The following is an 11797-nucleotide window of genomic DNA, read 5'->3' on the forward strand; positions in this document are numbered from 1 at the left end:
GAAGATGCCCGGAGTGGAGTTTGGTGAGGGTGAGCGGTTGGGATTGGCGGTCTATTTGATACCGGAGAATCCGATGGAGTTGACCACCTTTTTGCCGAAGGCGAGGAACAGGATGAGGATGGGCACTGCCGCAACGATGGTGGCGGCCATGAGTCCGGACCAGTCCGGGGCGCCCTGGGGGGACTGGGACTTGAAGACGCTTAGGCCCACGGTGAGGACGCGGATGCTTTCGTCGTTGCCGACCAGCAGTGGCCAGAAGTATTCGTTCCATTGGCCGATGAACGTCAGCAGCGCGAGGGTGGCCATGGGTGCGGCGGCGTTGGGCAGGACGATCTGGAAGAAGATCCGCAGGTGCTTGGCGCCGTCGAGCATGGCTGCCTCCTCCACTTCGCGGGACATGCTGAGGAAGAACTGCCGCAGGAAGAAAATGGCGAACGCGGACATGAACAGGAAGGGCAGCGTCAGTCCTGCGAACGTGTTGAGCAGACCCAGGTTCTTGATCATGAGGAAGTTGGGCAGCGCGGTGAAGATCCCCGGAATCATCATGGTGGCCAGGAACACGGAGAAGACCTTGTCACGCCCGGGCCAGCGGAGCCGGGCGAAGGCGTAGGCGGCAAGTGCGCTGAAAAAGACCTGGGCTGCGGTAGTCACGGTGGAAAAGAGTATGGAGTTGCGCAGGTACAGCCAGAAGTCGATGGCTGCCCCGGAACCTCCTTCGGCGATGGCCTCCTCTGTGGTCTGCATTCCAAAGACACGTTTGAAGGCGCCCCAGGAGAAGTCAGCCGGCAGGAGGTTCCCGGAGTTCGAGGCCAGCGAGTGGTTGCTGGAGAGGGCCGTGCGTAGCATCCAGAGGAACGGGAAGATGGTGACGGCCAGCGCGAGGGCGATGACGGCCCACGCACCGATGCGGTGCCAGTCGAGTGCTTTGCGGGTGGCGGGTGCTTGAGTGGTGGTCATGGCTGGGGTTCCTTAGTCCAGATCCGATTCGTTGCCCTTGAGGAACTTCATCTGGATGAAGGCCACGAGTGCGAGGATCACGAAGAGAATGACGGACAGGGCGGAGGCGTAGCCGAAGTCCGATTCGCCGAAGGCTTTTTGGTAGATGTACATCTGGATGACGCGGGTGGCGTTGACCGGACCGCCGCCGGTGGTGACCGCGACGGTGTCGAAGACCTGGAACGATCCGATGACGGTGACCACCAGGACCAGCGCCAGGACCGGGCGCAGGAGCGGCATGGTGATGCTCCAGAATGTCCGGGTGGGGGAGGCCCCGTCCAGGGACGCCACTTCGTAGACGTGGTGGGGGATGGCCTGGAGGCCGGCGAAGATCAGCAGGGCGGTGTAGCCCATGTGGCGCCAGACGTTGACGAAGGCGATGGTGGGGATGGCCCATTGCTCGCTGCCGAAGAAGGCAATGCGGGGAAGGCCCATCCAGCTGATGATTTCGTTGACGATGCCGATCTGGTAGTCGAGCATCCAGAACCACAGCAGCGCCACGATCACGTTGGCCACCAGGAAGGGCAGCAGCAACGCACCGCGGACGAACGTGGACTTGGCGACGCGGTGCATCAGCAGCGCCAGGCCGAGGGCGATGACGGTCTGGAAGACGATGTTGATTGCAACGTACTGGATGGTCACAGCCATCGCGTTCCAGAAGAGCTCATCCTTGAAGATCGCCGTGTAGTTGTCGACGCCGATCCAGGTGGGCTCTCCGAGGATGCTGTACTCGGTGAAGCTCAGGTAGATGCCGCGGATGGTCGGCACTAGAGAAAAGACAACGAGGCCGATCATCGCCGGGAGGATGAACAGCAGCGCGATCCTGAAGTCGCGCAGTTTAGCCATCCGACGGCCTGGGTTTGAACGCTGCGGCATCTTATGAGTTGCGGCGGGTGGGTGCTTGGTAATGGTGGTCATCTTTGATCCCTCTCCTGTGAGGCAGGTAACAATTGACCGTCACTCTACGCGCGTAGCTGAGAAGAGCGCAACTTTTTCCATGAAAAACAAGGGATTTTTGGTTGGTCGACGAATATTCTTGACGCGCGTAGATTTGCTGCGCATACTCTTTTCCATGACTTCTTCAATTGGAATCGTCGGTGCCGGACAGTTCGCAGGCGTATTCGCCAAGCTCTTCGCCGCCCACCCCGGAATCTCAGACATCTATTTCACCGACCTCATCAGTGAGCGTGCGGAGGCCCAAAGCAGCAGCGCCGGTGCGGCAGGGACGTTCGACAGCTTCGAGGCAATGCTTGAAAGTGACGTCGACGCTGTTGCGATCTTCACCCAGCGCTGGACCCACGGACCCCTGGTGCTCCAGGCGCTGAGGGCCGGTAAGCACGTCTACTCCGCCGTGCCGATGGCGATCTCAGAAGCGGAGATCGCAGAAATTATCGAAGCGGTCCGCGAGACCGGGCTGACGTACATGATGGGTGAGACGAGCTACTACAACCCGGCAACCGTTTTTGCCCGCAAGAAGAATGCCGAGGGCGCCTTCGGTCGGATCTTCTACGCTGAGGGCGACTACGTCCACGACATGGACCTCGGCTTCTACGACGCCTACCAGTACAGCGGCGGAGAAAGCTGGAAGCGCACCGCCAGCTACCCGCCCATGCTCTACCCGACCCACTCCGTGGGCGGGGTGCTGGGAGCCACCGGCTCCCACGCCGTCAGCGTCAGCTGCGTCGGCTACCGGGATGAGCGCGGCGACGGCGTCTTTGACCGCGAGGTAAGCATGTTCGCCAACGACTTCTCCAACGCCAGCGCCCTGTTCGAACTCTCCGGCGGCGGGTCCATGCGCATCAACGAGTTCCGCAGGGTGGGCTACCCTTCCCACCTGCGCGAGAGCCGATTCCGCTACTTCGGCACGGAGGCCAGCTTCGAACAGCTCGCCGTGGTCAGCGTCTGGCAGGACAAGCACGCCGTGACCGACATCAGTGATCAGCTCGAGACCCAGGCCACCATGGACGCGGATGACCCCATGTTGGCCGACGTGGCTCCGGCACTGCGGGATGCCTTTATTTCCGGCATGGCCTCCGTGCACGACGCCGGACGACTGCCGGCGGAATTCCGGGGCCTGCCCAACGGTCACGAGGGCAGCCACCACTTCCTGGTGGACGACTTCGTCACCGCCATCAACACCGGCACCCTGCCGCCGGTCAACGCCTGGGAAGCGGCCCGCTACACGCTGCCCGGCATCGTGGCGCACCAGTCCGCCCTGCGCGGCGGCGAACGCCTGCCGGTGCCCGACTTCGGCGACGCCCCGGCAGAGCTGCCCCGCCCGGTACTTCGCGAGTCCGCCACGTGAAACGCCGATAGCATGGTTGCCATGCCGCACCCGACCTCACACGCCAAACCAGCTGTTACACGCGACGACGTCGCCCGACTGGCCGGGGTCAGCAGCGCCGTCGTGAGTTACGTGGTCAACGGCGGGCCCAGGGCCGTTTCCCCGGCGAACGAGGCCAAGGTGCGGCAGGCAATCAGGGCGCTGGGTTACCGGCCCAACTCGGCAGCCAGGGCACTTGCTTTGGGTTCCAGCGAAATGCTCGCCATGATCGTCCCCGACGCCATCAATCCGTTCTACGCTTCGCTCGCCCGCGCCGTCGAAAACGCCGCAGCCGAGCGGGGATACACCCTCCTGCTGGCAGACTCCCAGGATTCGCTACGCACAGAGCGCCGCCTCATCAAGAACTTCGCCGCGAGGAGGGTGGACGGACTGTTCCTCTCGAGCGTGCTGTTCGAGCCTGATCTAATCGACCTTGAACAGGCAGACATTCCTGTTGTGCTCCTGAACCATCCTGCCGACGCCGTCATGAAAGGCGGCACTGGAGGTCACGGTGCAAATGCTATTGGAGTGGCCTTCCAGGACGGAGCGCGCGCGGCCGTCGAGCACCTCATCAGCCACGGCCACGAACGGATCGGACTGGTCATCGGCGGCAATGCCGACAGTGAGCTTGACGCACGCGAGGTCGGCTGGCATCAGGGTATCCAAAAGGCCGGCCTCACGGCCGGCCCGATCATTCGGGTGCCGTTTACCCGCGAGGGCGGCTTCCATGCCGGACAGGAGCTGCTGGCCCGTTCCGAGCGGCCCACCGCCGTCTTCGTTAGCTCCGACCAACAAGCGGTCGGTCTCCTCTGCGCCCTCCACGAGGGCGGCCTCCGCCTACCGGAGGACCTGGCCGTATTCTCCTTCGACGGCGCGCCCGAGTCTGAATATACCTGGCCCCGGCTCAGTACAGTCGCTCAACCCTTAAAGGAATTGGCGCAGGCAGGCCTGCAAGCCCTCCTGGAGCCGGAGCCAGGCGGGGAAGCCCAAACCAAAATCTTCCCCGCCGAGCTGGTACTGCGCGCGTCCTGCGGCTGCCACTGACACAAACAGCCTCTCCGGCTGCGCTAGGGCGATCACCTGCCGGTGGAGGGCAGGCATCCGCAACACTGCGAGACCCGGCCCCTCCGGGCCCGACGTTCGTCCGGACGGTGATTGCGCTTCCTCGCTGCCCGGAAGCCACCCGGCAGCCGCCGTGGCTGCCACCTGCCCCAGACGAACCATCGACTACCCAGTAAGGCACCCAACGTCATGACTGCCATTTCCGCCCACGAGGATGCCATCTTCAGGCCCGCCATCCACTACACGGCTAAAAACACCTGGCTGAACGACCCGAACGGACTCGTCTACCACGACGGCATCTACCACCTCTATTACCAGAACAACCCCTTCGGGAACGTTTGGGGCAACATGTCCTGGGGCCACGCCACCTCGGTCGACCTGGTCAACTGGGACGAGCAGCCCGTGGCCATCCTCTGCGACGCTGAAGAGGACATCTTCTCCGGCAGCATCGTCATCGACCAGTACAACACCAGCGGCCTCGGCAACGGACACACAGTCCCACTTGTGGCAATTTACACCAGCGCCTACAAAGACAGCTCCGCCCGCCGCGGCACGCAGGCACAGTCCCTGGCCTGGAGCTCCGACGGCGGCTACACCTGGACCAAGCACCAAGGCAACCCCGTCCTCGACAGGAACTCCGCAGACTTCCGCGATCCGAAGGTCTTCCGCTACAACGGACCCCCGGGCAGCTATTGGGTCATGATGGCCGTCGAAGCCAACGATCACAAAGTGGTCATCTATAGCTCCGATAACCTTCGGGACTGGCACTACCTCAGCAGCTTCGGACCCGCCAACGCCACCGGCGGCGTCTGGGAGTGCCCTGACCTTTTCCCGTTGCCACTGGACGGCGACGAAGAGCAGACCAAGTGGATTCTCACCGTGAATCTCAACCCCGGCGGGCCCAATGGCGGGTCCGGGGGCCAATACTTTGTCGGCCACTTCGACGGCGTGGTCTTCACATCCGAAACAACCGTCACCGACGGCAGAAGCCAAACGGCCGAGCTCGACACCTACCACTGGCTCGATTGGGGACGCGACTACTACGCCGCCGTCTCTTTCAACAACGCACCCGACGGGCGCCGTCTCATGGTCGGCTGGATGAACAACTGGCAATACGGCGCCGCCATCCCGACCTGGCCATGGCGCAGTTCCATGTCACTCGTACGTGAAATTGCCCTGGTCACAGACCAAGGCCAGCCCCGTCTGTCCCAACGGGTCGCCGACGAATATCGAACCGGCGACTCGCTGCCTGTGAACAGCTGGTCAGATCTTGCTATCGATGAAGAAATACGCCACCTGGACGCGGGTGCGCCGGTAGAGATAATCGAGGTGACCTTCATCCCGGGATCTGCAGAGGAATTCGGACTCATCATTCGGGGGAATGGCGCCGACGGCACACGCATCGGCATCCGCCCCGGCGAGAACCGGCTCATCATGGACCGGACCCGCTCCGGTAACACCGAATTCCATGACGCCTTTGCATCCATCGATACAGCCCCGCTAAAACCGGCCTCCGACGGGTCATACACCCTCACCCTCTTTATCGACCACTGCTCAGTGGAAGTTTTCGCCCAAGACGGCCGGGTCACCATGACAGGCCTTATATTTCCGGGGCCGGACAGCACCCGTCTGTCGCTTTATGCCGAAAGGGGGACCACCACTGCCCCCAGCCTGAAAGTGACGGGCCTCGTGGAGCCACCCAGAAGGCAGGGACCGTAGTCCTGGGCAGGTAGTGGCGAAGGGTCAATGAGCCGGGGAAGTTAGCCCTCTTCGGATATTTGGTGCCGGGCGGCGTCGGACCTGAAGATGTTCGAACTTCTTCACGTCGTTGTGATTCAAGTTGCCCGCACCGCCATGTCCAAAAAACTTGTCGCATGGTGCCGGCAGGGCCCCGGCAACGAACCCGGCACCAAACTCCTCCTCATCGCCCCGTCGTCCACGGCCACCGCTTCCGCCGATGGCTCACTGAACGCATCGGATAGTCACTTCTCCAACTAAACGACAGCGCCCCGTTCAAACATTGAACTGCTCCCCGGAAGTTGGACTGAGAAATTCAGTTCAGGCTCCCGGGGAGTAGTTTTTTGCGTTCACGTAGATCATTGTCTGAAGTCCAGCGCGAGGCCGCTGGAGCGTGGTTTGAGAAAGGCCTTGCAGATACGGCGACAGCCAACCTGCTGGGCGTGTCCCGTTGGCCGGTTAAGAGGCTGTATCGGCGGTGGAGGATTCGTGGTCAAGGAGCGCTGGTGACCAAGCCGACAAAACAGTCATACTCTTTCGACTTCAAGCTCGCGTTGGTCGAACGGTTCCTCGCAGGTGAGACTGTCCCGGATCTCGCTGCCGAGGCTGACCTGTCTTCGCCTGTGTTACTGAAAACGTGGGTGCGTGCGTATCGTCCCGAGGGCGCGGACGCCTTGCGCCCGAAGCCAAAAGGCCGACCCCGGAATCCCCACGCCCCACCGCCGGCGGAGACATCCGAGCTGGAGCGATTGCGCCGGGAAAACGAACGGTGGCGGGCAGAAGTGGCCTATTGGGAAAATTACGGGCCTTGAGGGCTCAAAACAACGGTGAAGGTCCAGGCCCTCATCGCCCTCAAGGCTGACTTCTCGCTGCCGGTTCGCCTTCCTGGTGGGACGCGAGCCACTCCTGCAGTTGGCCGAGGTCGGCCAGTGTGCGGGCCTGGCGCCCAGTGCACGTCCAGTGTCTCCATTCCGTCGAACCGTCCCTGCTTGAAAGGTTGAAGTCATCCGACCGAATCTGCTGCTGGCTCATTCGAGGGGTGGCCGCGGAACAATGAACTTCTGGCCAGATCGCCGCAGAAGGCATTTGACGGTCACAGTCCGTCGGCCTCGGAAGCTCACCATTGTCACAGCGTCGTGCCAGATTTCAATTGCTGATCCGCGCCCAGAGAGGCTCGACACAATCATTTTGTAGGCACAGCCACGCCAGCCTATGTGGAGCCCCACTTCAGGCGCGCTGTACTTCGCCCTGAAATGTAGGCGGATTTTCATGCTTGCGATAAGGGGACTCCCTTGATGGTTGCCCTCTCATCGCAGCTAAGTCAGTTGGCTGTGGGCTGGCTTGCTTCGGCGACTTTTGCGGTGTCAACGAATTGTTCGAAGCGGACGATGAGTCCGCCGCGAACGATGAAGTGGTGGGCGACCCGTACGTTTAAGGGATTCCCGGTGGCCCGGTGTTTGGCGGTATATCTGGCCAGGACCACCACGTTTTCGCCGTCTACGACGTATGTATCGTCGTGGGCAGCCCAGCCATCCCAATCCCGGCCAAGGATTTCCATGACGTTCGATGTGACGCCCGAGGGTGTCCGGTAGGTTCCGGCGAGGGGGAAGCCGGCCATCTCCGTCCACTCGACATCCGGGGCCATTGTGGCACGGAGCGCTTCGAGGTCACCAGCTGCCGATGCAATGTACTGCCGGCGGACGACGTCGCGGGGCGAGGCTGAGGTGAGAGGATCGGTGGTGTCGTTCAGCCCCATGTCATTTCCCCCTTGGCGACCTTGGGCCCGATTTGCGCGGCAATGAGCATCCCGGAGTTCGGATAGCTTTCTTTCAGGGCAGCCGTGACAGAAGCTCCGTCGGCTGAGCGGGTGAGGATCCGCTCGAATTCCTGGAGGTAAGACCGGGTGTAGTCGATCCCGGAGGCGTCGTTGGCGGTTCCCGGCAGGCGGTGTCCTGCGATGACGAGCTCTGGTTTCAGGGCCTGCATCTGGTCAAGGAGCTCGATCCACGCTGAGCGCTGTTCGGGAGTTGAGGTGTCTGCGGTCCACACGTGTTCCTCCTGGAAGACCAGGACTCCACCGACGACTGCGTTCTGGTCTGCGTTGTAGAGGTAGTGCCTGTCGGGAAGGGTCTCGGAGCCGCCCCGGAGTTCGAAGCGGTGGCCCTCGAGGTCGATGGCGTCCGCCGTCAGGGGAGTGATCGTGGCTAGACGCGTTGGAAGGTTGGCCCCCAACGCCGCCCACGCCTTGAGCTTGCCCTCGTAGCTTGCCTGGATGTGTTCAATCACGATGGGGGTCGCCAGGATTGTGGCATTTGGGAATGCGTCGGCGATGACTTCCAGGCCGAAGTAGTAGTCGGGGTCGGCGTGGCTGATGAAGACTGTTTCCAGGTCTTTGCCGGAGTCCAGGACCGCCGCAACGAGACGGTGGCCGTCAGCCCGGGTAAAACCGGCGTCCACGAGGAGAGCCTTTGAGGGGCCAGTAATCAACGTTGCTGACTTGTTGGGTGAACCTGCGGGGAAGTCGAGATCGAAAACCTCAAAATTCAGTGACATGTTGGTGAACCTTTCTCGGATGTCCCCGGAAAAGTGTCCGGGGCGAGTCGCGCTAGGCACGCTCACTCAGATCCAACATAGCTGACCAGTCAGCTATTCCCGAAGGTTGTGTCCTACTCGATCACGGCATGATCGGCAGCTCCTGCGCGGCGTTCTTGCTGATCTTTTTCACGGCCGCCGAGAATACCTCCGACTCCGTGGGGGAGAGCAGGTTGAGGAGGTGCCGTTCGATGTTTTCTACGTGGCGGGCAGTGGCGCGAAGGAGCACGTCTTCGCCGTGTGGAGAGAGTCGGATCAGCTGGACGCGGGCGTCAGAAGCAGAGTTTTCGCGTTCGATCAGACCCAGCGCTGACGCGCGCTGCACCAGCCGGGTGGCTCCGCCGGAGGTCAGTACCCGGGCCTGGGCGATGTCCCGCACCGGGATTCCCTGAATGCCTGCCCTCCCCGCCAGCAGCAGAAGTTCAAAGACGGAGTGACTGATGCCGAATTCCTGCTCCAGGTCGCGCCCCAAGAGGTACTCAAGTCGGTTCGCCGCGCCTAGGAGACGCCCGAAGACCAGGACTCGATAATCGTTGGCAGCTTCCTGGCCGGACCCGAATTCCTTTACACCGCTCACAGTCCAACACTAAACCGCATCCGGTCCGGGGGTGTTGTCCGAAACAGGACGCGATTAGCTCCGGTGCGGCCGTCGTCGTCGTTGGCCCTCAACGCAACCGGCAGGCTCAGGGAAGGATCAAAAGGAAGTGTGCACATTGTGCACACTTCAGGCTTAGGATCGCGTCGTGTTATGTCTCTGGACATGGGTGACAGTTCTACATGAGGACATCGGTGACAGTTCAGGGGTTCTTGGTAGTGACACTTTTGCCGATCTGATTGGTGGATGAGTGGAGTTGAGCCTGTTGATCCTCGTGTCCGTTTAGCGATCTCGCAGTGGCCGGCTGATGCGCCGCGTGGTGCTGTGACATCGTTCTGTGCCGAGCATGGCATCTCCCGTAAGACGTTTTACGTGTTGCTCGGCCGGGCCCGGGCCGAGGGCCCGGCTGCGGCGTTGGAACCGAGGTCCCGCCGACCGCGCACAAGCCCGTCCAGGATCAGTGACGAGGCCAAGGAGCAGGCACTCCGGGTGCGGGCGGCGTTGGAGCGCTCGGGCCTGGACCACGGACCGATCAGCGTGTTCGAGAAGATGAAATCCATGGGCCTGGAACCGGTGCCCTCGGTCGCGTCGCTGGCCAGAATCTTCCGTCAAAGCGGTGTCGCGAGGCTGGAGCCACGGAAGAAGCCCCGGGCCGCGTATCGCCGCTTCGTTTACCCTGCCCCGAACTGTCTGTGGCAGCTGGATGCGACCGAGTACGTCCTCACCGGTGGCCGTATATGCGTGATCTTCCAGCTCATCGATGACCACTCCCGCTTCGCGGTCGCCTCCCACGTCGCCGCCGGGGAAACGTCCGAGGCCGCGATCGCGGTGGTGAAGAAGGGCATCACCGCGCACGGGGTACCGCAGAAACTGCTCACGGATAACGGTGCCGCGTTGAACCCTTCAAGGCGGGGCCATCAAGGCCAGCTCCTCACGTACGTCACCTCCCTGGGGATCGAGGCGATCACCGGGAAACCGTACAAACCAACCACGCAGGGAAAGAACGAACGCTTCCATCAGACCCTCTTCCGGTTCCTGGACAAACAACCCCTCGCCGGGACCCTTGAACAGCTCCAAGAGCAGGTCGACGCGTTCGATCAGCTTTACAACACCGAACGCCCGCACCAAGGCCTGCCCGGACGGATCACCCCGCGACAAGCATGGGACGCCACACCGGCCGCCGAGCCACCACACCCCAAACCCGCTCCGGCCTCCACACAGGACGGGACCCGCGGCAGCGGCCAGACCACCCGCACCGCCTACCCCAACGGCAGAGTCACCATCAACAGCGTGGTCTACATGATCGGCAGACCCTACGCCCGGCAGGCCATCCACGCACTCTGGGACACCGAGACAATCCAGTTCTTCGATGACCAAGGCACCCACATCACGTCCTACCCCTGCCCGCCGGCCGGGACCAAATCAGTCGGCAACGGCAAGCCCCCAGGACGCACCATGAAACAACCCACAACCGTCACGGAAGTCCTGATACACGAAACGTCACCGATCTCCTGATACAGAACCGTCACCCATGTCCAGAGACATCAGGGACTGTCCGATTTTCGGTGGATCTACGGTTGGCATTTAGTTGATTCTTCCGTCGAAGCTGATGGCGAAGGCGTTGAGCGCCGGTTTCCATCGTGTGGCCCATCGTGCCCTGCCTTTGCCTGTGGGGTCTAGTGCTCTGGTGGCGAGGTAGAGGCATTTCAGGGCGGCCTGCTCGGTGGGGAAATGGCCTCTGGCTGGTCTTCCTTGGCCGTTCGGGTGCTTGTATGCTGTGGATTGGAGAGCCGGGAAGCCTGGTCGGCCCGTGGGCAATGCCTGCGGAACGCCTTGGCAGCGGCCTCGGGCGTTCGCGTGATGACCTGAGGAGCGGACGGCTCATGACTGCAGCAAATAGACCCGTCGTTGAAACATTCGGTCATGTCGGAGAATTCGGCAGGACACGTGCACCGTGCAGCCCTTGCCCGAGCGTCGCCGCCGGTAAAGTCCGCGAATTTTTGGACCCCAACGGTGCCGGCAAATCCATCACCCTGAGGGTTGCTCCTGGGCTCATCCGCTCGGCGGCCGGAACTGTCCGGATGTTCGGGTTGGATCGTTGGGCCGATGCCGCCGGGACGCACCGGGATATTGCAGTCCTCCGGCTCACGGTTATACCCAGAAGGGCAGGAAGCCGCCGCCATGGCCCTGTCAGATGAAGAGCGCAGGCGCCTTGAAAAGCTCGAACAGGAACTGGCCGCAACCGACCCGGACCTGGACCAGCAGCTGCAGGCCGGATTGTCCCGGAATTTGGCATCCCCACGGACGCTCTACGGTGTCCTGGCCGCTTTTGCCGGCTTCGCTTTGGTCATCGCCGGAATCATCACACAGCTTGCGGTCATCGGCGCCGCTGGTTTCCTGCTGATGGTCGCGGGAGCCAGTTGGTTCCTTAGCGGCCTCCACCCGGGGGAGGCGACCGGGCGGCAGCCATGAACGCCGGGCCGACGGGGAAC

Annotated in this window: 12 protein-coding genes and 1 pseudogene; 7 read left to right on the top strand and 6 right to left on the bottom strand. The window is 62.3% G+C overall.

Annotated features, from left to right (window positions below):
* Positions 1 to 51: 51 nt before the first annotated feature.
* Both AC1DRE_RS17730 and AC1DRE_RS17735 read right to left on the bottom strand, forming a co-directional pair.
* On the bottom strand, positions 52 to 957 hold the full coding sequence (locus AC1DRE_RS17730; RefSeq protein WP_476985829.1) for a carbohydrate ABC transporter permease: 906 nt from the start codon (positions 955 to 957) through the stop codon (positions 52 to 54).
* Positions 958 to 969: 12 nt separating this feature from the next.
* Positions 970 to 1914, bottom strand: a complete 945-nt coding sequence (locus tag AC1DRE_RS17735) for a carbohydrate ABC transporter permease (protein ID WP_476985830.1) — start codon at positions 1912 to 1914, stop codon at positions 970 to 972.
* Between the two features lie 154 nt (positions 1915 to 2068).
* Between AC1DRE_RS17735 and AC1DRE_RS17740 the strand changes: the two genes are divergently transcribed.
* The 5 genes from AC1DRE_RS17740 to AC1DRE_RS17760 all read left to right on the top strand — a co-directional run bounded on the left by AC1DRE_RS17740 (position 2069) and on the right by AC1DRE_RS17760 (position 6930).
* Positions 2069 to 3301, top strand: a complete 1233-nt coding sequence (locus AC1DRE_RS17740; protein ID WP_476985831.1) for a Gfo/Idh/MocA family protein — start codon at positions 2069 to 2071, stop codon at positions 3299 to 3301.
* Between the two features lie 12 nt (positions 3302 to 3313).
* Positions 3314 to 4363, top strand: coding sequence for a LacI family DNA-binding transcriptional regulator (locus tag AC1DRE_RS17745; protein ID WP_476985832.1), 1050 nt, complete (start codon positions 3314 to 3316; stop codon positions 4361 to 4363).
* 207 nt (positions 4364 to 4570) lie between these two features.
* Entirely contained in the window at positions 4571 to 6100 is a 1530-nt protein-coding gene (locus AC1DRE_RS17750) for a glycoside hydrolase family 32 protein (RefSeq protein ID WP_476985833.1), read from the top strand.
* A 135-nt stretch (positions 6101 to 6235) separates the two neighbouring features.
* A complete protein-coding gene (locus tag AC1DRE_RS17755) occupies positions 6236 to 6379 on the top strand; it encodes a hypothetical protein (RefSeq protein WP_476985834.1) in 144 nt (47 codons plus the stop codon).
* Between the two features lie 245 nt (positions 6380 to 6624).
* Positions 6625 to 6930 (top strand): helix-turn-helix domain containing protein, encoded by a 306-nt coding sequence (locus AC1DRE_RS17760; protein WP_476985835.1) that lies wholly within the window; start codon positions 6625 to 6627, stop codon positions 6928 to 6930.
* Between the two features lie 509 nt (positions 6931 to 7439).
* Here the strand turns inward: AC1DRE_RS17760 and AC1DRE_RS17765 are convergent.
* From AC1DRE_RS17765 to AC1DRE_RS17775, 3 genes are all read right to left on the bottom strand, one after another.
* Entirely contained in the window at positions 7440 to 7874 is a 435-nt protein-coding gene (locus AC1DRE_RS17765; protein WP_476985836.1) for a nuclear transport factor 2 family protein, read from the bottom strand.
* Positions 7865 to 8671 carry an MBL fold metallo-hydrolase gene (locus tag AC1DRE_RS17770; RefSeq protein ID WP_476985837.1) on the bottom strand — a complete coding sequence of 269 codons (807 nt, stop codon included), beginning with the start codon at positions 8669 to 8671 and terminating at the stop codon, positions 7865 to 7867. The genes AC1DRE_RS17765 and AC1DRE_RS17770 overlap by 10 nt, the downstream gene beginning before the upstream one ends.
* Before the next feature lie 121 nt (positions 8672 to 8792).
* Positions 8793 to 9287, bottom strand: a complete 495-nt coding sequence (locus tag AC1DRE_RS17775; RefSeq protein WP_476985838.1) for a MarR family winged helix-turn-helix transcriptional regulator — start codon at positions 9285 to 9287, stop codon at positions 8793 to 8795.
* Positions 9288 to 9551: 264 nt separating this feature from the next.
* Here AC1DRE_RS17775 and AC1DRE_RS17780 point away from each other — a divergent pair, with 264 nt between their 5' ends.
* A complete protein-coding gene (locus AC1DRE_RS17780; protein ID WP_476985839.1) occupies positions 9552 to 10820 on the top strand; it encodes an integrase core domain-containing protein in 1269 nt (422 codons plus the stop codon).
* A 69-nt stretch (positions 10821 to 10889) separates the two neighbouring features.
* Here AC1DRE_RS17780 and AC1DRE_RS17785 read toward each other — a convergent pair.
* Positions 10890 to 11048 (bottom strand): annotated as a pseudogene (locus AC1DRE_RS17785) (IS256 family transposase); the annotation flags it as partial.
* 438 nt (positions 11049 to 11486) lie between these two features.
* Between AC1DRE_RS17785 and AC1DRE_RS17790 the strand changes: the two are divergent.
* Positions 11487 to 11777: a DUF3040 domain-containing protein gene (locus tag AC1DRE_RS17790; protein ID WP_476985840.1), complete on the top strand. Its 291-nt coding sequence runs from the start codon at positions 11487 to 11489 to the stop codon at positions 11775 to 11777.
* The last annotated feature ends 20 nt before the right edge of the window (positions 11778 to 11797 follow it).

It is taken from the genome of Arthrobacter sp. P4_H3, assembly GCF_056400885.1.

Coding starts and splice junctions, on each gene's coding strand:
- AC1DRE_RS17730 (WP_476985829.1), bottom strand. CDS start 957: ATGACCACCACTCAAGCACCCGCCACCCGCAAAGCACTCGACTGGCAC.
- AC1DRE_RS17735 (WP_476985830.1), bottom strand. CDS start 1,914: ATGACCACCATTACCAAGCACCCACCCGCCGCAACTCATAAGATGCCG.
- AC1DRE_RS17740 (WP_476985831.1), top strand. CDS start 2,069: ATGACTTCTTCAATTGGAATCGTCGGTGCCGGACAGTTCGCAGGCGTA.
- AC1DRE_RS17745 (WP_476985832.1), top strand. CDS start 3,314: ATGGTTGCCATGCCGCACCCGACCTCACACGCCAAACCAGCTGTTACA.
- AC1DRE_RS17750 (WP_476985833.1), top strand. CDS start 4,571: ATGACTGCCATTTCCGCCCACGAGGATGCCATCTTCAGGCCCGCCATC.
- AC1DRE_RS17755 (WP_476985834.1), top strand. CDS start 6,236: ATGTCCAAAAAACTTGTCGCATGGTGCCGGCAGGGCCCCGGCAACGAA.
- AC1DRE_RS17765 (WP_476985836.1), bottom strand. CDS start 7,874: ATGGGGCTGAACGACACCACCGATCCTCTCACCTCAGCCTCGCCCCGC.
- AC1DRE_RS17770 (WP_476985837.1), bottom strand. CDS start 8,671: ATGTCACTGAATTTTGAGGTTTTCGATCTCGACTTCCCCGCAGGTTCA.
- AC1DRE_RS17780 (WP_476985839.1), top strand. CDS start 9,552: ATGAGTGGAGTTGAGCCTGTTGATCCTCGTGTCCGTTTAGCGATCTCG.
- AC1DRE_RS17790 (WP_476985840.1), top strand. CDS start 11,487: ATGGCCCTGTCAGATGAAGAGCGCAGGCGCCTTGAAAAGCTCGAACAG.